Origin of the sequence: Sphingomonas sp. Leaf242, from assembly GCF_001422045.1 — a bacterium.
Lineage (GTDB): Bacteria > Pseudomonadota > Alphaproteobacteria > Sphingomonadales > Sphingomonadaceae > Sphingomonas.
The window spans coordinates 187651-207055 of the sequence record NZ_LMLW01000010.1 but is presented as its reverse complement, the minus strand read 5'-3'; the positions used below and the strand labels follow the sequence as shown (position 1 = coordinate 207055).

The 19405-nt window shown below is 65.2% G+C and carries 22 protein-coding genes and 1 tRNA gene; 18 read left to right on the top strand and 5 right to left on the bottom strand.

All coding sequences use genetic code 11. From position 1 onward, the window contains the following. The first annotated feature begins 25 nt into the window (after positions 1-25). The 10 genes from ASF09_RS15135 (at position 26) to ASF09_RS15095 (ending at position 8630) form a co-directional block, all read left to right on the top strand. Positions 26-208, top strand: coding sequence for a hypothetical protein (locus ASF09_RS15135; RefSeq protein ID WP_060526968.1), 183 nt, complete (start codon positions 26-28; stop codon positions 206-208). 309 nt (positions 209-517) lie between these two features. Continuing rightward, positions 518-883 carry a CsbD family protein gene (locus ASF09_RS15130; protein ID WP_060526967.1) on the top strand — a complete coding sequence of 122 codons (366 nt, stop codon included), beginning with the start codon at positions 518-520 and terminating at the stop codon, positions 881-883. Between the two features lie 58 nt (positions 884-941). Then, the gene (locus ASF09_RS15125) at positions 942-2420 is read left to right on the top strand and encodes a PAS domain S-box protein (RefSeq protein WP_327196590.1); all 1479 of its coding nucleotides are present in this window, start codon (positions 942-944) and stop codon (positions 2418-2420) included. Then, complete coding sequence (locus ASF09_RS20750) at positions 2417-2590, top strand: hypothetical protein (RefSeq protein ID WP_200912574.1); 174 nt, start codon at positions 2417-2419, stop codon at positions 2588-2590. Before ASF09_RS15125 ends, ASF09_RS20750 begins: the two co-directional genes overlap by 4 nt. A gap of 36 nt (positions 2591-2626) precedes the next feature. Then, positions 2627-3505 carry a hypothetical protein gene (locus ASF09_RS15120; protein WP_060526965.1) on the top strand — a complete coding sequence of 293 codons (879 nt, stop codon included), beginning with the start codon at positions 2627-2629 and terminating at the stop codon, positions 3503-3505. A gap of 464 nt (positions 3506-3969) precedes the next feature. Beyond that, positions 3970-5259, top strand: coding sequence for an MFS transporter (locus ASF09_RS15115; protein WP_060526964.1), 1290 nt, complete (start codon positions 3970-3972; stop codon positions 5257-5259). Further along, a complete protein-coding gene (locus ASF09_RS15110; protein ID WP_060526963.1) occupies positions 5256-6377 on the top strand; it encodes a metallophosphoesterase in 1122 nt (373 codons plus the stop codon). The genes ASF09_RS15115 and ASF09_RS15110 overlap by 4 nt, the downstream gene beginning before the upstream one ends. Beyond that, positions 6374-7624, top strand: coding sequence for an arsenic transporter (locus tag ASF09_RS15105; protein ID WP_060526962.1), 1251 nt, complete (start codon positions 6374-6376; stop codon positions 7622-7624). The genes ASF09_RS15110 and ASF09_RS15105 overlap by 4 nt, the downstream gene beginning before the upstream one ends. Continuing rightward, positions 7621-8001, top strand: a complete 381-nt coding sequence (locus ASF09_RS15100; RefSeq protein WP_060526961.1) for a hypothetical protein — start codon at positions 7621-7623, stop codon at positions 7999-8001. Before ASF09_RS15105 ends, ASF09_RS15100 begins: the two co-directional genes overlap by 4 nt. Next, the gene (locus ASF09_RS15095; RefSeq protein WP_060526960.1) at positions 7998-8630 is read left to right on the top strand and encodes a DedA family protein; all 633 of its coding nucleotides are present in this window, start codon (positions 7998-8000) and stop codon (positions 8628-8630) included. Before ASF09_RS15100 ends, ASF09_RS15095 begins: the two co-directional genes overlap by 4 nt. A 5-nt stretch (positions 8631-8635) precedes the next feature. Here the strand turns inward: ASF09_RS15095 and ASF09_RS15090 are convergent. Beyond that, positions 8636-8709 (bottom strand) — tRNA-Gly (locus tag ASF09_RS15090). Positions 8710-8852: 143 nt separating this feature from the next. On the opposite strand from ASF09_RS15090, the gene ASF09_RS15085 reads away from it, so the two are divergent. After that, positions 8853-9269 carry an HIRAN domain-containing protein gene (locus ASF09_RS15085; protein ID WP_060526959.1) on the top strand — a complete coding sequence of 139 codons (417 nt, stop codon included), beginning with the start codon at positions 8853-8855 and terminating at the stop codon, positions 9267-9269. A gap of 147 nt (positions 9270-9416) precedes the next feature. Here ASF09_RS15085 and ASF09_RS15080 read toward each other — a convergent pair whose 3' ends face one another. Continuing rightward, on the bottom strand, positions 9417-10175 hold the full coding sequence (locus ASF09_RS15080) for a competence/damage-inducible protein A (protein WP_060526958.1): 759 nt from the start codon (positions 10173-10175) through the stop codon (positions 9417-9419). A 51-nt stretch (positions 10176-10226) separates the two neighbouring features. On the opposite strand from ASF09_RS15080, the gene map reads away from it, so the two are divergent. The 7 genes from map to bfr all read left to right on the top strand — a co-directional run bounded on the left by map (position 10227) and on the right by bfr (position 17071). Then, a complete protein-coding gene (gene map, locus ASF09_RS15075) occupies positions 10227-11054 on the top strand; it encodes a type I methionyl aminopeptidase (protein ID WP_060526957.1) in 828 nt (275 codons plus the stop codon). Between the two features lie 258 nt (positions 11055-11312). Then, positions 11313-11687: a hypothetical protein gene (locus tag ASF09_RS20435; protein WP_156359391.1), complete on the top strand. Its 375-nt coding sequence runs from the start codon at positions 11313-11315 to the stop codon at positions 11685-11687. A 50-nt stretch (positions 11688-11737) separates the two neighbouring features. After that, positions 11738-13966, top strand: a complete 2229-nt coding sequence (gene purL, locus ASF09_RS15065) for a phosphoribosylformylglycinamidine synthase subunit PurL (protein WP_060526955.1) — start codon at positions 11738-11740, stop codon at positions 13964-13966. A gap of 615 nt (positions 13967-14581) precedes the next feature. Then, the gene (locus ASF09_RS15060) at positions 14582-14953 is read left to right on the top strand and encodes a hypothetical protein (RefSeq protein ID WP_156359390.1); all 372 of its coding nucleotides are present in this window, start codon (positions 14582-14584) and stop codon (positions 14951-14953) included. A 53-nt stretch (positions 14954-15006) separates the two neighbouring features. Next, positions 15007-16206, top strand: coding sequence for a DUF418 domain-containing protein (locus tag ASF09_RS15055; protein WP_235529842.1), 1200 nt, complete (start codon positions 15007-15009; stop codon positions 16204-16206). Positions 16207-16281: 75 nt separating this feature from the next. Then, a complete protein-coding gene (locus tag ASF09_RS20980; RefSeq protein ID WP_082441433.1) occupies positions 16282-16452 on the top strand; it encodes a (2Fe-2S)-binding protein in 171 nt (56 codons plus the stop codon). Positions 16453-16555: 103 nt separating this feature from the next. After that, a complete protein-coding gene (bfr, locus tag ASF09_RS15050; RefSeq protein WP_060526952.1) occupies positions 16556-17071 on the top strand; it encodes a bacterioferritin in 516 nt (171 codons plus the stop codon). A 146-nt stretch (positions 17072-17217) separates the two neighbouring features. Here the strand turns inward: bfr and ASF09_RS15045 are convergent, their stop codons facing one another. The 3 genes from ASF09_RS15045 to der form a co-directional block, all read right to left on the bottom strand. Continuing rightward, positions 17218-17655 carry an Hpt domain-containing protein gene (locus ASF09_RS15045; protein ID WP_056050845.1) on the bottom strand — a complete coding sequence of 146 codons (438 nt, stop codon included), beginning with the start codon at positions 17653-17655 and terminating at the stop codon, positions 17218-17220. An 83-nt stretch (positions 17656-17738) separates the two neighbouring features. Beyond that, positions 17739-17948, bottom strand: a complete 210-nt coding sequence (locus tag ASF09_RS15040; protein ID WP_060527094.1) for a sulfurtransferase TusA family protein — start codon at positions 17946-17948, stop codon at positions 17739-17741. A gap of 16 nt (positions 17949-17964) precedes the next feature. Then, entirely contained in the window at positions 17965-19353 is a 1389-nt protein-coding gene (gene der, locus ASF09_RS15035; RefSeq protein ID WP_060526951.1) for a ribosome biogenesis GTPase Der, read from the bottom strand. Between the last annotated feature and the right edge of the window lie 52 nt (positions 19354-19405).

The following is a 19405-nucleotide window of genomic DNA, read 5'->3' as shown; positions in this document are numbered from 1 at the left end:
CGCCACGCAAACACAGGTGTTGGCCATGACGGATCTGTACGACGGCGGCGCAACGACTGCGCCCGACGACTTCATCGACGACGACGCGACGTATTTTCGCACGCGCGCAGCATGGCATCGTGCCCGCGCCTCGGTCGCGACGGACTCCCCGACGCGCAACCTCCATCAGAAATTCGCGACGCTGTATGAAGCGCGTTCGCTCTCCTGACGTGGTACATCCCGCTTAGTATTTGTGAGAAAAGTACCAGGAACCAATCGGTTAGGCTCGGGTTTATCCGCCTGATCCGATGGCACATTGCCCTCGGACGATCGCTGGAGCGTTGCCGATGAAGCGCCTGTTCGAAATCGCCAAGGTGTCGACCTCGCGCGGACCGTCGCCTGCTGCACAGCCCCCCGATCGCGACGCGGCAGCCGGATAACGGCCGCATCCGCCCCCTCCCCGCTTCGACATCTCCGCGCCTCTCTGCGCCGTGATCGGTCGAGCCGCTCGCGACATCTACAATCAAAGGACATCAGCATGAACAAGGACGAATTCCAGGGCGGTGCACGCTATGTCGGCGGCAAGGTCGAAAAGGCCATCGGCGACACCGTGGACAGCCGCGACTGGCAGGTCGACGGCGTCGTCGACCAGGTCGCCGGTGGCGCGCAGAACCTGTACGGCCGCGCGAAATCGGCGGTCGAGGACATTGTCGACGGCGCGCCCGAACTCGCCGACAAGCTTGGCAGCGAGGCCCGTCACGCCGCTGATCGCACCGCCGAGGTTGCCCGCCAGGGCGCACGGACCGCGCAGGATTCCGCCAAGGACGCGCCACTGTTGTGGGCGCTGGGTGCAGCGACGATTGGCTATGGCCTCGCCTGGCTCGTTCACGGCCAGCGCGACTAAGCCTGTGACCTTGGTCCCGGTCCTCAAATCGCTTCGTGACTCCGCCGATCTGCGCCATTTGCGCCAGATCATCGCGGGGCTCGACGAAGGCGTGATCCTGATCGATCCCGATCAGTCGATCCTGTGGGCGAACGCTGCGGCGCTCGCAATGCACGGGGTCGACTCGGTCGAGGATATCGGGGCCGATGTCGACGATTATCGCGGACGGTTTCAACTGCGATATCGCAACAACCACCGACTGAGCGGTGCCGACTACCCGATCGAACGCGTCGTGTCGGGCGAGGCGTTCTCGCAGGTCGTGGTCGAGGTCGCGGTTGCGGGCGAGGACGACCCGCGCTGGGTCCATCAGGTCCGCAGCCTCGTCCTGACCGACGACGACGATGCGCCGGAATGCCTCGTCCTGATCATCCAGGACGTGTCGGCGCAGTTCGAGGCGGAAGACCGCTTCGAACAGTCGTTCAACGCGAACCCCGCGCCCGCGGTGATCTGTCGCCTGAGCGATCTCAGGTTCGTGAAGGTCAACCAGGGGTTCGTCGAGATGACGGGCCACGACAAGGCCAATGTGCTGTCGCGCACGGTCTACGATATCGACGTGCTCGAACGCGCCGAGAAGCGCGATCTCGCCAAACAGCGGCTGTCCGAAGGCCGCACCATTCCGCAGATGGAGGCCGAACTCGACCTGCCGGACGGCACGACCAAGCTCGTCATCGTCGCGGGCCAGCCGATCGACATGGGCGATCAGCCCTGCATGCTGTTCACCTTCGCCGACCTCGAACCGCGTCGCAAGGCCGAGACCGCGCTGCGCCAGAGCGAAGAGCGGTTCATGCGGACGTTCTCGCTCGCCCCCGTGGCGCTGGCGATAGGTTCGCTCGACGGCCACCGCCTGTGCGACGTCAACGAGGCGTTCACCGCGCTCACCGGCTATGCCTCGCAGGAGATCATCGGCCGCCCGCTCGGCGAGGTTGGATTGTGGGAGACGCCTGCGCTCCGGACCGCGATCGAGGCGGATATCGATGCCGGCATAGCCATTCGCGATCGGGAAAGCCGCATCCGCGAAAAGGACGGCGACGTCCTCGACTGCATGATCTCGGCCGAACCGATCCATCTGGGCGACGAACCCTACGTGTTGTGGGCGATGCGCGACATCAGCACGCGCAAGGCGTCCGAGCGCGAACTCGTCAACGCGATCGAGGCGGTGATGAAGGATACGAGCTGGCTCAGTCGCTCGATCATGGAAAAGCTCGCCCGGATCAGGACCCCCGACGCGACACCGCCCGGCGTCGGGCTCGACGAACTGACGCCGCGCGAACGCGAGGTGCTGGCGCTGATCTGTCGCGGTCTCGACGACAAGTCGATCGCGCGCACGCTCGACGTCTCGGGCAACACGGTGCGCAATCACGTCGCCCGGATCTATTCCAAGATCGGCGTCAACCGTCGCAACGCGGCTGCCGCCTGGGCGCGCGCACGCGGGTTCGACGGCGACTCGATGCCGGCGCCGCAGCGCCCCGTCGCGCCCGCCAAGGAGATGGCAGCATGACCAGCAAGAAAAACGAAGCCGTGGTCCGCCAGACCAAGGGCTCCGTCCAGGAAGCCATCGGCAAGATCATCGGCGACGTCGCTGTCGAGAAGCAAGGCTCACGCGAAAGCAAGGCCGGCGCGAAGCAGGCGGACGCCGAGACCCCCATCGACCCGAACGACAAGACATAAGCGTTCGTCGAAACTTTAGAATCAACAGGAGTGACTATGGCTATCAATACGACAACCGGCGTTTTGCCGGAGCATGACGCACGCTTTGTGAAAACGCCCGCCCGCATCTCGTGGGGCGCGATCTTTGCCGGTGTGGTGATCGCGATCGCGGTCCAGCTGGTGCTCGGAATTCTCGGCACGGGGATCGGGCTCACCATGGTCGATCCGGTCGAGGGTACGACGCCCGGCGCAGCCGGCTTCGGGATCGGCGCAGGGATCTACTGGATCATCACGACGATCATCGCGCTCGGCGCCGGCGGCTATTCCGCCGCTCGTCTCGCCGGTGTCCATGACCGCTTCGACGGCTTGGTCCACGGCTTGGTCGTGTGGGGCGTCACGCTGATCCTGACGCTGTACCTCCTGACCTCGGCAGTCGGTGGCATCATCGGCGGCGCCTTCCGCACCGTCGGTTCGGTCGCGACCGCCGCCGGTAGCGGCATCGGTGCCGCAGCCCCCAAGGTTGCCGACGTCGCTGGCGTCGACACCGGCGATGTCCGCGACGAGGCGTCCGCCTATCTGTCGACCGCACCGTCGGATCCCGCCCAGATGACTCCCGAGCAGGCGCAGAAGGAAATCGCCAAGGAACTGCCCGCCCTTGCCCGCGGTGGTCAGGACGGCGCGCAGGCTGAAAGCCGCATCGTCGACATCGTCGCCGCGCAGCGCAAGATCAGCCGTCCCGAGGCACAGGCTCAGGTGACGCGTGCCAAAGCGCAGTTCGTGAAGACCAAGGAAACCGCGATCCAGACCGCCAAGTCCGCCACCGACAAGGCCGCCGGTGCCGCCGCCGGGACCTCGTTCATGGTCGTCATCGCGCTGCTGATCGGTGCCGCCGCAGCCGGCTTCGGGGCGACCGCCGCCACGCGCCGCCGCGTCTGATTTCGACACGTGATTTCGAAGGGGACGGTATCGGCCAGACCGATACCGTCCTCGCTCGACCGCCGATCCGATGACGATAACCTGCGCCGCTGCCGATGACCTCGTGCAGTGGCGTAGTCGTATGAGGACGCCGCCAAAGCAGCGACGCATGCTGAACTCTATTTGCCAGCGGCCAGTTCTAATAATAATCGAGGCCCTACAACCACGATTGCATGCTGACACCTCGCTATTCTTAAGCGTTCATGACAATCATTGCCGTTTATGCATTTTTACACAGCAGTATTAATAAAGTTAAACCGAAACTGAACGGGCACATTCAGCTTTGCGTGCTATCACTCCGGTATGCCGAACTCTACCGGGCCATTCAGCTCGGTACGGTTTGATGAAAAGATGTTCACGCTGGAAATTACCGTCGTCAAATCGTCTTTCCGACCCCGACTGAAGCGATGCGAGGACGTGCACCCATGGCAAGCAAGGCGCTAACGCCGTCCGGCGAACGGCAAAGCGATGCCCGTCGCGCGAAGACGGCGCTCCAATCGCTCAATTTCTTCATGGCGGACATGCAGGCGGGGATCGGGCCATTCCTCGGCGTGTTCCTCCAGCAGCGCGGCTGGTCGACCGGTCCGATCGGCACGGTGATGACCGCGGGCGGCGTCGCCGGGATGATCATGACGGTCCCGGCGGGCGCCTTCATCGATCACACCGAGAAGAAGCGAATGGTGGTCATCGTCACCGGCATTTGCACGGTGATGGCGTCGTTCCTGATCCTGCTGTCGCAATCCGCCTGGGTCGTCACCATCAGCCAGGTCGCGACCGCGATCGCCGGCGCCGCGATCGGCCCCGCGGTGGCGGGCATGACGCTCGGCGTCGTCCGCCAGCGCGGCTTCAACGCGCAGAACGGCCGCAACCAGGCCTGGAACCACGCCGGCAACATGATCGGCGCGGGACTGTCCGGCTATCTCGGCTGGAAATTCGGCATGCCTGCAATCTTCTATCTCGCCGCGGTCTTCGGCATGCTTGCGATTACCAGCGTGCTGATGATCCCCGAAAGGGCGATCGACCACCGCGCCGCGCGGGGTCTCGAAGCTGCCGACGACGATACCGGTAGCGAGAGAGAAGGCGGCAAGGCGGAAGGCTTCAAGGCCCTGCTCCGCAACAAGCCGATGCTGATCCTGGCGGCGGCGCTTGCCTGCTTCCATCTCGGCAACGGTGCGATGCTGCCGCTGTACGGACTGGCGGTGGTCGGTGCGGGCGAGGGCAACGCCGCGCTCTTCACTGCCGAGACCGTCGTTGTCGCGCAGGCGGTGATGATCGTCGCGTCGTTGCTGGCGATGCGGATGTCAGCGGGCAAGGGCTATTGGCTGGTGCTGCTGATCTCGTTCGCCGCGCTGCCATTGCGCGGGTTCCTCGCCGGGACTTTCATCGAACATTGGGGCGTCTGGCCAGTCCAGGCGCTCGACGGGATCGGCGCGGGATTGCAGAGCGTCGCGGTGCCGGGACTCGTGGCGTGCCTGCTCGACGGCACCGGCCGCGTGAACGTCGGTCAGGGTGCGGTGATGACCGTGCAGGGTGTCGGCGCCTCGCTCAGCCCGGCGATCGGCGGCTGGCTTGCGCAGGAACTCGGCTACAACATCGCCTTCTATATCCTCGGCAGCTTCGCGATCGTCAGCGTCGCCCTCTGGGTCGGGTTCGCCGGAACCTTACGCCCCGCCTGTTCGGGATCGAGGTCGCAGCATAAGGAACAAACCGCATGACGCCCTCGCTCACCTGGGTCCATATCGGCGATCTCCACATGGACGAGGCGAACGGCTGGCAGAGCCGTGACCGGCTCGCCGCGATCGTCGCCGAGATCAACGCGCATATCGGCGACGCCGCCGATTTCGTCTATCTGCCCGGCGACAACGCGAACCACGCGACCGCCGAGCAATACCGCGTCATCACCGACACGCTCGCGCCGCTGTCGCTCCCCTACCGCGTCATCCCCGGCGATCATGATTTCGAGCTCGGCGATCTCGCCAATTACGAGGCCGCGTTCCCCGAGGCCAACCGACCCGAGGCGGAGGTCATCGCCGGCCATCGCTGCATCTTTCTCGACATCATTTCGGCCGGTGCGGGCGGTCCCGACTTCAGGCTGACGATGCACCACCGCAACCGCCTGCTCGAAGAACTCGCGCGAGCCGAAGCCGAGGGCCAGACCCCGGTCGTCTTCATGCACGCCTATCCCGGCGATCTCGCCGCCGATGGCGAGGACATCGCCCGCACGCTGGCCGACGCGCGGGTCGCGTTCGTCGACACCGGCCACACGCATTACAACGAACTGCTCAACGACGGCCGCGTCATCTACGGCGCGACCCGCTCGACCGGCGAAATCGAGGAAGGCGATGGCAAGCCCGGCTTCTCGATCACGACGATCCACGGCCGCGTGCCGAGCTGGCGGTTCAAGGAAACCGGCGGCGATTGGCCGTTCGTCCAGATCGTCGCGCCTGCCGACCTCCGACTGGTCACGCGCCCCGCCGATCCGACGCAGGTCCCGCGCCCCGGCGAGGTCGAGATCGTCGCCAAGCTGTTCGGCGCCACCGCCGACCCCGTCACGATCTCGGTCGATGGCGCCGCAGCACAACCGATGATCCCGACTCCCGGCACTGCATTCTGGACGACCCGAGTCCCGCTCGACGCCGGACTGCACCGAGTGGAAGTTTCCGTCGGCACGGATCGCGACGTGATCGACATTCTCGTCCGCGGCGAAAAGGACATTCCCCACCGCGGCATGCCGATCGCACCGGGCCGCGATATCCACAGTATCGGACCCTGGCCCGAACACGGTATCGAAGCGTCCAGGCTCGGCCCCAACAAGAATGGAAAGCATTGGTGATACTGGCGACGGGCGCGACTTGGGGAATTTGCGCCGCCTCGACCGCCGCGGTGATCGCGCGGCCGTTCCGCTGGCCCGAGGCGATCTGGGCGGTCGCCGGTGCGGCGCTGTTGCTGCTGTTCGGCCTGATGCCCTTCCCCGCGGCGCTGCATGCGGTCGAAAAGGGCATGGACGTCTATCTGTTCCTGATCGGCATGATGCTGCTGAGCGAGACCGCGCGCGCCGAAGGGCTGTTCGACTGGGTCGCAGCCACCGCAGCGATCCACGCCAAGGGATCGCGCGCGCGCCTGTTCGCGCTCGTCTACGTCACGGGAATCGTCACCACGACGTTCCTGTCCAACGATGCGACCGCGGTGGTGCTGACCCCGGCGGTGTATGCGGCGGCGAAGAAGGCGAAGGCGGACCCGCTGCCGCTGTTGTTCGCCTGCGCGCTGATCGCCAACGCGGCGAGCTTCGTGCTGCCGATATCCAACCCCGCCAACCTCGTGCTCTACGGGGGTAAGATGCCGCCGCTCGGCCAGTGGTTCGCCTCGTTCGCGCTGCCGTCGCTCGCCTCGATCCTCGTCACCTTCCTTGTCCTGCGCTGGCTCGAGCGCAAGCGACTGACGGGCGAGTGCGTCAGCGATGTCGAGCGCACGCCGTTGACCGCCGGCGGCAAGGCCGCGTTCGTCGGGATCGTCGCGACCGCAGTCATCCTGCTGGTCGTCTCCGCGCTCGACATGGAGCTGGGCCTGCCGACCGCGATCGCCGGGATCGTCACGACGCTAGCGGTATCGGCGATCGCAAAGTCGTCGCCGATGAAACTCGCGCGCGAGATTTCGTGGAGCGTACTGCCGCTCGTCGCCGGCCTGTTCGTGCTGGTCGAGGCGCTCGACCTGACCGGCGTGATCGCGCAGGTCGCGCAGTACCTGCGAACGCTGTCGGTAGATCCCGCGCACGGTGCGGCGGTGTCGGGGACGATCCTCGCCTTCGGGTCCAACCTGATGAACAACCTCCCCGCCGGCCTCGTCGCGAGCACCGCGGTCGCACAGGCGCATCCACCGCGGCTGATTGTCGACGGTCTGCTGATCGGCGTCGACCTCGGCCCGAACCTGTCGATCACCGGCAGCCTCGCGACGATCCTGTGGTTGCAGGCGATTCGTCGCGAGGGCGAGGATGTCGGCTTCTGGCGGTTCCTGAAGGTCGGCGCGGTCGCGATGCCGCTTGCGTTGCTCGCCGCGCTCGGCACGCGTATCGCGCTCGGATGACCCGCACCCGCCCCTGGCGCAAAGCCCTGATCGCGCTGTTCGTCGCCGTCGTGGCGTTTACCGGCTATCACGCGGTCCGCACCGTCAGCGACGCGATCTACTGGAACGCGCACCGTGACGAGCCGATCGAACGTTGGATGACGATCGGCTATGTCGCGCATTCCTATCACGTGCCGCCGCATATCCTGCACCAGGCGCTAAACCTGCAACCCGCCCCCGACCACCGCACGCTCGGTCGGATCGCGCGGCAGAGCGGCCGGACGATGACGCAGGTCGAGGCAAAGCTCACCTACGCTATCGTCCACGCGCGCCCGCCCTACCCGCCGCCCGGCCCGCCGCCGCGGCCTTTCCAGCCTGCGCCGTCGCCCAAACCGTGACGGAACAGCTCCTCGAACTTCTGACCACCTACGGCCTGCCGGCGCTGTTCGGCGCGATGGTGCTCGCCGCCGCGGGCATGCCGTTCCCGAGTTCGCTCACACTGGTCGCGATGGGGTCGTTCGTCGCGCAGGGCGAGCTGTCATTCTGGCCCGTGGTGTTTGCTGGCGCTACCGGCGCGATCGTCGGCGACCAGATCGGCTATGCGTTCGGTCGCTACGGCGGGCGCCCGCTGCTCGCGGCGGTGACACGGCGGATCGGCGGCGCCGACAAGGTCGAGCAGGCGGAGGCCTATTCGCGCAAATGGGCGGGCTGGGGCATTTTCTTCAGCCGCTGGCTGATCGGGCCGCTCGGACCGTGGATCAACGTGACCAGCGGCCTCACCGAATATCCCTGGATGCGCTTCATCGCGCTCGACGTCGCGGGCGAATTCCTGTGGCTGCTGATCTACGTATCGCTTGGCCGCGCGTTCAGCGACCAGGTCCAGACGATCGCGAGCCTGCTCGGCAACCTCACCTGGGTCATCGTCGGAGTGCTCGTCGCCGGACTACTCGGCTGGAAGCTGTTCGCGAAATCGTCGAACGGCGAGACCGCTCCGGAATCCGACGAACGGACCGCAACGAAGCAGTGATGCTGTGGAGCGGGTGAAGGGAATCGAACCCTCGTCACTTGCTTGGGAAGCAAAAGCTCTACCATTGAGCTACACCCGCATAGCCTTGAGATTACCGCGTAATGTCAGGCACCGGCGGTTGCTGTGAAGCGCGCCGATGCCCCGCCTCTATCCGCTGCCCGTGACCGGCGCAAGAGTCCCTTTTGCGCATGCGGCGGAGCGCTTTTCTGTTACGGTGAGGGTATGGACGAACTGACGCTCAGCGTGGTCGGCATCGACTTTCCCAATGCGGACCGGAGCAAGAGCAACCGGCGCATGGAACTGCTGCTCTGCGCGCCCGGCGAACCGGTCGACCTGCGGCGCGAACCCAAGAACCCGCACGACGCCAACGCCGTAGCCGTCTTCAGCCTGCGCGGCGTGCAGATGGGATATCTGTCGGCCGAACGCGCGCCGCTGATCGGGCGGCGCATGCAGCAGGAGGAGCATGTCGCGGTCTTCCAGGCGCTGACCGGCAGCATGGGCTACGTCCGCATCCGCTTCGGCGGCGGCGCCCCAAGCTTGCCGGATCCAGAAGCGCCCACGCCTGCAAGATCTCGCGTGGCTATGTTCGACCCCGACGCCTTCTACCCCGATCCCGAAGGACCCGAATGGGGCGCATGACCGCCGACCTCTGATCCTCCCCCGCGAGGGGGAGGTGGCCGGCACTTGCCGGACGGAGGGGGCGGACACGCACCAGAGGTCGTCGCCCCCTCCCCCTCCGTCGCTACGCGCCACCTCCCCCTAGCGGGGGAGGATACTCGAATAGCCTTAGATCGCCTGCGCGCTGACCGTCCGCCCGGTCGCTTCGAGATCGCGCGTCAGGTCGGCGAGGCAGCGATCGACCAGCGCCTCGTCCGAACTCCGCACCACGAAGTTCGCACCCGTCTTGCCGTCGCGGAAGAACGGGTAGCTGCCGATCGCGACGCCCTCATGCGTTTTCTCGGCCTCGCGCAGGATATCCGCGACTTCGCTCTCGGCCACCCAACAGCCGATCGTCTTCGACACCACCGGGCGTCCGCCCTCCAGCGTGCCCGTCAACGCATCGAGCATCCCCGCGGTAATGTGCGGCACGCCCGCCATGATGAAGATGTTACCGATCCGGATCCCCGGCGCGCCCGACACCTTGTTGTCGATCAGGTCCGCGCCGACCGGCACCCGCGCCATCCTTGCGCGCGCCTCGGTCAGCCCGCCACGTGTTGAATAATAGGCCTCCAGCACCGCCATCGCCCGCGGATGATGCTCGACCGCGACGCCCAGCGCCTCGGCGATCGCATCCACCGTGATGTCGTCGTGAGTCGGCCCGATCCCGCCCGTCGTGAACAGGTAATCGTTGCGCGCGCGCAGTATGTTGACCGCCTCGACGATCGCCTCGGTCCTGTCGGCGACCACGCGCACTTCGGCCAAGCGGATGCCCTGCACGTTGAGCCAGGCCGCGATCTGCGCGACGTTCTTGTCCTGCGTGCGGCCCGACAGGATCTCGTCGCCGATGATCGTCAGCGCGGCCGTCCAGATGCGTTCCTCTACCATGCCCCTCGCATAGCCTCGCAAAACCGCGCCCGCCACGCTATATCGCGCGTCATGACCGAATATGTAACCGTCACCTCGGACCAGCCCGACGCACGCACCGGCGCCATCAAGCTGCACGGCCCCGCCGCGTTCGCCGGCATGATGAAGGCGGGGCAACTCGCTGCCGAGACGCTTGACATGATCGTGCCGCACATGGTGCCGGGCGTCACCACGGCCGAGATCGACCGGCTGATCTACGATTTCATCGTCGCTGGCGGCGGCGTCCCCGCGACGCTCGGCTATCGCGGCTACACGCACAGCGTCTGCATCTCGATCAACCATGTCGTCTGCCACGGCATCCCGAGCGAGAAGACGCTGAAATCGGGCGATATCGTCAACGTCGACGTCACGCCCTTGCTGGACGGCTGGCACGGCGACACGAGCCGGATGTACCTGATCGGCGACGTCCCGATCAAGGCACGCCGCCTCGTCGAAGTCACCTACGAATGCCTGATGATCGGCATCGAGCACGCCAAGCCCGGCAACCGCATGGGCGACGTCGCCAACGCGATCCAGCGCCATGCCGAAAAGCACCGCTACGGCGTGGTCCGCGATTTCTGCGGCCACGGCGTCGGCCGACTGTTCCACGACGCCCCCGAAGTCGTCCATGTCGGCAAGCCCGGCACCGGCCCCGAACTCCGCCCCGGCATGATCTTCACGATCGAGCCGATGATCAACATCGGCCGCCCCGACGTGAAGCTGCTCGACGATGGCTGGACGGCGGTGACGCGCGATCGCTCGCTGTCCGCGCAGTTCGAGCATTCGATCGGGATTACGGAAACGGGATGTGACATCTTCACGCTCAGCCCCAAGGGCTACACGCAACCGCCTTACTCGTGAGATATCGGCCGTTGCTCCGACCGTTGTAACGGATACAGTCCCTCCATGTTCGGTAAGCAACGTTTCGATCGCATAATTGCTCTATTTTCGGATCAGTTCGAGCCTTGCGGGTCGGACTACACATACCGAAGGAGTAGCAAGGGCGTAGCCATTCGGGTTAGCTCTTTGGAACGAGATGGCTTCATAGCGACCTTCCATAAGCGGATACGATACTCTAGTTGGTTCATTATCGTAGCGACCATTTTGGCGATTGCACTGATGGTCGCATTCGTTCCCGATGTGCATAGCACCCTGGGCGACACCGTGACCTATATCAGCGTTGCATTTATAATCGGCGTCTGCTTCGCGTTTTTTTACTGGGCTTGGGGCGCTCCCATGCGAGCTCTTGCACGACGGCCTATAATCGGTCAGCCGCTTACTCGAATTGAAGCGCGTCAACTCGCATTGTCCAAGATTAGCTACGGCCAACTAGCATTAGCGGCTTTCGGTGGAGTCTGGATCGGATGGACCCAAGCCGAAAAATACGACGCACTTAACGGATCGGGAGTTGCCTGGCTCGGTTTCGGCGCGCTCCTCGTGACGCTGGCGGGTGTTCAAGCCGGATGCAAATGGATCGTGGAACGTAAGGCCTAAACTTCCAACGACAGGTGACGGACGCCCCCCACCCCGCTAAAGCCCGCCCCATGACCGAGATCACACCGCAGATCGTCGCCGACCACGGCCTGTCCCCCGAAGAATATGAGCGCGTCCTGCGCGCCATCGGCCGCGAGCCGAACATGGTGGAGCTCGGCATCTTCTCGGTCATGTGGTCCGAGCATTGCAGCTACAAATCCAGCAAGATCCACCTGATGAAGCTGCCCACCAAGGGCCCCCGCGTCATCTGCGGCCCCGGCGAGAATGCCGGCGTCGTCGATATCGGCGACAATCAGGCGGCGATCTTCAAGATGGAGAGCCATAACCACCCGTCCTACATCGAGCCGTACCAGGGCGCCGCGACCGGCGTCGGCGGCATCCTGCGCGACGTCTTCACGATGGGCGCGCGGCCGATCGCCAACCTCAACGCGCTGCGCTTCGGCCGGCCCGATCATCCCAAGATGCGCCACCTGATCTCAGGCGTGGTCCACGGCATCGGCGGCTACGGCAATTGCGTCGGCGTCCCGACCGTCGGCGGCGAGGTGAACTTCCACAGCGCGTATGACGGCAACATCCTCGTCAACGCGATGACCGTCGGGATCGCCGACCAGGACAAGATCTTCTATTCCGCGGCCAGCGGCATCGGCAATCCGATCGTCTATGTCGGCAGCAAGACCGGCCGCGACGGCATCCACGGCGCGACGATGGCCTCGGCCGATTTCGGCGAGGATTCGGACGCCAAGCGTCCGACCGTCCAGGTCGGCGATCCCTTCACCGAGAAGCTGCTGATCGAAGCCTGCCTCGAACTGATGGCCACCGACGTGATCGTCGCGATCCAGGACATGGGCGCCGCCGGCCTCACCTCGTCCGCGGTCGAGATGGCCTCGAAGGGTGGCGTCGGCATCGAGCTGACGATGGACGACGTGCCACAGCGCGAGACCGGCATGACGCCGTACGAGATGATGCTCTCGGAATCGCAGGAGCGCATGCTGATGGTCCTCAAGCCCGGCCGCGAAGCCGAGGCCGAGGCCATCTTCAAGAAGTGGGAGCTCGATTTCGCGGTCATCGGCCGCGTTACCGACACCGGCCGGATGGTGCTGACGTTCAAGGGCGAGACCGTCTGCGACATCCCGCTCGGACCGCTCGCCGACGAAGCACCGCTCTACGACCGCCCGCACGTCCCGACGCCCAAGCCCGCGCCACTCGAAAACGCGCCGCACAGCAACGACATCGCCGCCGATCTTCTGACCCTGATGGGCTCGCCGGACGTCGCCTCGCGCCGCTGGATCTGGGAGCAGTACGATCACATGGTCGGTGCCGACACGGTGCAGCGCCCCGGTGGCGACGCCGCGGTCGTCCGCGTCCACGGCACGCAGAAGGCGCTGGCGATGACCACCGACTGCACGCCGCGCTACTGTTTCGCCGACCCGGTCGAGGGCGGCAAGCAGGCGGTTGCCGAAGCGTGGCGCAACCTGACCGCGGTCGGCGCGCTGCCCTTGGCGGTGACCAACTGCCTCAACTTCGCCAATCCGCAGCGCCCCGAAATCATGGGCCAGATCGTCGGCTGCCTCGAAGGCATGAGCGACGCGTGCATCGCGCTCGACTTCCCGATCGTGTCGGGCAACGTCTCGCTTTACAATGAGTCGAAGGCAACCGGCGGTGGCTCGGCGATCCTGCCGACGCCGGCGATCGGCGCGATCGGTTTGCTGGCGGATTGGCAGAAGAATGCGACGATCGCGTTCAAGGGCTCGGGCGACATCATTCTTGCGGTCGGCACGCGCGGTGGCCATCTCGGCCAGTCGCTGTGGCTGCGCGAATGCCACGGCCGCGAACAGCTCGACGCCGGCCCGCCCCCGCCGGTCGATCTCGCCGCCGAGCGCCGCGTCGGCGATCTGATCCGCGAAGCGATCGCGCTCGGCCAGCTGACCGCGGTCCACGACGTCTCCGACGGCGGGATCGCGGTGACGCTCGCCGAGATGGCGCTCGCCGGCGGGATCGGCGCGATGATCGACCGGAAGCAGCCATTCGACTGCGCGCGCTCGTTCTTCGCCGAGGACCAAGGCGTCTACATCGTCACCGTCGACGACCATTCGCTGCTCGACTTCCTCGGTGCTGCGCATGCGGCGGACGTCGAGGCCGAACCCCTGGGTCGCACCGGCGGCAAGCGCCTGATCTTCGAACGCCCCGACCGCGACGACGTCATCGCACTCGATACGCTGCGGACCGCGCACGAGGGCTTTTTCCCGAAGCTGATGGGGGTCGACGCGGCACTGGCTTGATGGGTTCGACCGCGGTGGCCTGCCGTTGCTAGATCGCCCCCGCTCCGCCCCGCCCCAACGCAAAGCAAATCAAAGCAAAGCAACCACCCCGGCGGAGGCCGGGGCCCAATTGGGATGGCCGCAGTAACGAAGCGATGCCCGCAGCCATGATCGCCCCCCAATTGGGCCCCGGCCTTCGCCGGGGTGGTCGCCCTTCTGGATGAGGCAAGAATACGAACCACAGAATGTTTCCCCGCGAAGGCGGGGACCCAGTCTGGGCTCCCGCCTTCGCGGGAGGACAAGGAGCGGAGAGATGTCGTGCGATCAAGCTCAAGTAGGACGCGGCGACCTGCCCCTCTACGTCATCCCAGCGAAAGCTGGGATCTCCCTGGTCAGACCACAGCGCTAGCAAACGGGGATGCCCCAGCGTTCGCTGGGGTGGCCGGGGGCGCATTGGCTTCGGGGGCGACAGCCGAGGAGGGCAACAGGCAAAGTACGGCGGGGTATCGCGCAGGGACGACAGGTCAAGCAGATGACCTACCGGGTCGCCCACACACCAAGCCGCGAGGCATCTGACGCCGAGATGCCCCTCAAAGCGGCCTGTCCTACACCACCCCGATATGCCAGCGTCGAACCATGACCGAAGCATTCCAAGCCTACAGCGCTACCAAGACGCGTCGACCGGATCCGAGCATCGATCGAGCACCACCTGTGTCGGCCAGCCTCCGCCGAGTCCGCCACTACCGCAGCGGCGCCGAGCGCGATCATGCCGTCTTCAAGCGTGTACTACGGCCTCACGGAAATGCTGCGCGAGCGTCTACACTTCCTATACTTCACTTTTCCCGCGGGCTCGCCACCTCCGCCAAAATCACGACGTTCGACCTCATCGACGACGTCGCGGTCACCAGCATGTTCGCCGTTGAAATTACCTCATCTCAGGCGATGTCCCGCTCCCACGAAACGCTGCGCGAGCGTCTACACTTCCTATACTTCACTCTGCCCGCATGACCCCCGCCCCCACCAGAATCGCGACGCTAGACCTCATCCGAGGCGTCGCCGTCATGGGCATCCTTGCCTCAAACATCGCCGCGTTCGGCTTCCCCGAATTCGCCTACATGACCCCCGCCTCGATGGGCGCGCCGAGCACGCCAGACCTGATCGCCTGGACCACCACCTTCATCGTCATCGACGGCAAGATGCGCGGGTTGTTCTCGTTCCTGTTCGGCGCGTCGATGCTGCTGGTACTCGACCGCGCGGAGGCGAATGGCGAAGATCCGGCAACGGTCCACTTGCGCCGCATGGCGTGGCTGTTCGTGTTCGGCATCGCGCATCTTTACCTGCTCTGGTGGGGCGACATCCTCGCTCACTACGCACTGGTCGGCGCGATCGCGTACATGTTCGCGCGGCTGCCGGTGCGCTGGCTGATCGGCGTCGGGCTCGCCTGCATCGCGCTCCAGACGGTCGAGCTGACGACCCTCGTCGCCTACACGTTCGACCTCCACGGCGCCGCGCTCCGGCCGGGCGCAACGGCGCGAGTCATCACGAACTGGCAGCTGTTGGCGGATCAATTCGGCCAGCCCTCCCCCGCCTCCGTCAGCCGCGAACTCTCCATCGGTCGTGGCGGATGGCGCGATCTGGTCGCGTGGCGTTGGACGCACGCCGCTGGGCCGATCACGTCCCTCACCGCCACTGGTCCGGAGACGCTAGGCTTCATGCTGTTCGGCATGGCGGGGCTGCGATCGGGGTTCCTGACGGGGGAATGGTCGCGGCGACGCTACACCGTGATTGCAATCGCAGGGATCGGACTCGGCTGGATCGGCTATGCGGCCATCGCGGCGTTCGACATCGCCCACGGGTTCGACGCGCGCTATGTCGCGCTGTCGTGGCTCGCGCTCGCAACCCCGCTTCGGCCACTGACGATCATGGGGTACGCCGCGGCAATCATCCTGCTCGCACGGCCCGGCGGCTGGATGTCGACGCGAGTCGCGGCGGCAGGTCGAATGGCCTTCTCCAACTATCTCGGTACGACGATCCTCTGCACCACCCTGTTCTATGGATATGGGTTCGGGCTGTACGGCACATTGTCGCGAGCCCAGCTCTACCTAGTCGTCGTACCGGTTTGCCTGCTGATGCTCCTATGGTCGAAACCGTGGCTCGATGGCTTCCGCTATGGTCCGCTCGAATGGCTGTGGCGCAGCCTGTCGCGATTCGCGTGGCAGCCGATGCGCGGTTCGGCGTTCACGACGAACCGATCGGACTAGTTGCGAATAAGACGCAAAACAGCTTGCGAGTGGTTCGCATTATCCGTATCCCGTGCTTACAGCTAGGGAGTTCCCATGGTCGTCTGCGTTTGCAATGCCATACGAGAATCCGACGTTCGCAACTGCGCACGCGGCGGTTGCACTACACCGTGCCAAGCCTTCCGTTCGATGGGCCGCAAACCCAAATGCGGGCAGTGCACATCGATAGCGCGAGCGATTATCGACGAGGAACGCGCCGCTGCATAAGCGTCGCAACAGCTAAGAAAGCCCGGAAAACCGCCATTTTTGGGGGTTGTGCTAATCTGTGTCAGCCCGCTACATGCTCCTCAGAGGTGACGGAGATATGGCCATGCGCGGCGACCCCCAAGTAATCGAATATCTGAACGAGGCGCTCAAGAACGAGCTGACCGCGGTCAATCAATACTGGCTCCACTACCGGATGCTCGAGCATTGGGGCGTCTACAAGCTCGCCCAGTACGAGCGGATGGAATCGATCGACGAGATGAAGCACGCCGACTGGCTGTCGGAGCGCATCCTGTTCCTAGACGGCCTGCCGAACTTCCAGCTGCTCGGCCGCCTCCGCATCGGCGAGACCGTCGAGGAGGTCCTGAAGTCGGATCTGGCGCTCGAAGTCGAGGCCACCGTCCAGCTCAAGGGCGCGATCGCGTATTGCGAAGAGGTCAAGGACTACATCAGCCGCGACCTGTTCGCCCGCATCCTCGCCAGCGAAGAAGAGCATGTCGACACGCTCGAGCGCCAGTTCGAGATGATCGCGCGGATGGGTATCCACAACTACATCCAGCTCAACTCGATCTCGGAGCATGATTCGCCCAAGGCTGGCGCGGCTCCGTATCTGAAGGGTTGATCTATCCCCCGTCGTCCTGACGGAAGTCAGGGTCCAGAGCCGAGGGTGCGAGTCCTTGCGGCTCTGGATCGCAGCTTTCGCTGGGAGGACGGATTTGCTTTATTATCTTCTTGTCGAAGGCTTCGATGAGCCCCGCATCGACGGCGTTAATCTTCGCCGAAGCCGGTCGGGACGGCGCGGCGACCGAAGCCGACAGCGGTGGGCTTGCGCGCGACGATCGGGTTGGCTTCGCGCTCCAGCAACGTCAACGTCTCCCTGAACAACGGCCGCAACCGAACGATATGCTCCAGCGCCTCGTCCGGCGTATCCTGCATCTCGACACACTCGCGCGCGATGACCTCGATCGCTTCGGCCAGATCGGCCAGCGGCTCGGCCCCGAACTGCAACGCTTCGCCCTTGAGCGTGTGCGCCGGAATCACCATTGCCGCCGCATTGAGCGACCGCATAGCCGCTTCGATCGCCGCGACCGACTTCACGCCGTCCTCGCGAAAATAACCGAGAATACGGCCAAATCCCGCACCCAGTTCACTGCGCGCCTGCGAAAACGCCGGCCAGTTGATCACGGTGCTTCCTTCGAACGACACTGTCGCCTTCTCCCGTTGAGCAATAGCGCCATGAAGGTCAGGGCCGCATCTTACCCCGTTCAGGTAAATACAATGTTGTCATACTACCGACAAGTTACGACATACGTCCGGTAAGTTTCATCCAAAATGATCTCGATCGTCGCATCGTTCGATTCGGCAATCGCCGCAAGTTCGGTCGACGCCTGCGGATCGTCGGCAAGGATCTCTATTATCCGCGCGCCGTCACGCAGCACACGGGCGAGCCGCACCGCCGGCCAGGGGCAGCGCATACCCCGGGCGTCGATGCGGACCATGCCGAACACCACCGCCTTAGCTGCCGCCGCCGCCCCTGCCGTTGTCGTCATACGGATTCTTCGGCGCACGGAACATCAGACGCACCGGTACCGCACCGAACCCCAGATCCTTGCGCATCGAATTGACGAGATAGCGCTCGTAGCTCGCTGGCAGCTGATCGACACGCGTGCCGAAGATAACGAAGCTGGGCGGACGCGTCTTGACCTGCGTGACGTAGCGCATCTTGATACGCTTGCCGCCGGGTGCTGGCGGCGGGGTCGCTTCGATCGCGCGCTCGAACCAGCGGTTGAGTTCGCCGGTACCGACTCGCTTCGACCATGCGTCGCGCGTGTCGAAACAGGCTTGCAGCAACTGGTCGATGCCCTTGCCGGTCGCGCCGGACACGGTCATCACCGTGACGCCCTTGACCTGGCTCAGGCCGTCTTCGAGCGCCCGCTTGACGCCGTTGAACAGCGACGAGGCGCTCTCGGCGATGTCCCATTTGTTCAGCGCGATGACGAGCGCACGGCCCTCCTGGAGCACCTTGTCGGCGATGCGGAGATCCTGCGCTTCGAGACCGAGCGTGGCATCGAGCAGCAGCACGACGACTTCGGCGAAGTCGACCGCGTGGAGCGCGTCCTCGACCGACATCTTTTCGAGCTTGTCCTGCACCTTGGCGCGTTTGCGCATCCCCGCGGTGTCGATCAGGCGTACTTTGCGCGCTTCGCCGCCGGTCGGGTGCCAGTCGTAATCGACGCTGATCGAATCGCGCGTGATGCCGGCTTCGGGGCCAGTGATCATGCGATCCTCGCCGAGGATGCGGTTGACGAGCGTCGACTTGCCGGCGTTCGGGCGACCGACGATCGCGAGCTTCAACGGGCCTTCATATTCGTTGTCGGGCTGTTCCTCGGGAACCTCCTCCTTGCCTTCGAGCAGTGGGAGCAGGCCTTCGAACAGGTCGCCCATGCCTTCGCCATGCTCGGCCGAGAGCTGGACCGGGTCGCCGAACCCGAGCGCCAGCGATTCGAGGATGCCGTCTTCGCCCGCGCGGCCCTCGGCCTTGTTGGCGACGAGGATGACGGGAACGTCGGCGGTGCGGAGCCAGCGCGCGATCTCTTCGTCGAGCGGTACGATGCCGGCGCGCGCGTCGAACAGGAACAGCGCAACATCGGCCTGCTCGACGGCGGCTTCGGTCTGCTGGCGCATCCGGCCGGGCAGCGTCTGCGCGTCGTGGTCTTCGTAGCCGGCGGTGTCGATGATGCGGAATTCGAGGCCGATCAGCGACGCGTCGCCTTCGCGGCGATCACGCGTGACGCCGGGCCGGTCGTCGACCAGCGCGAGCTTCTTGCCGACGAGGCGGTTGAACAGGGTCGACTTGCCGACATTGGGGCGGCCGACGATTGCGACCACGGGGAGCTTGGACATAGCGTGCCCTTAGCGCGGGAACGCGCTGGCGTCACTAAGTCCCTCGCCCCTC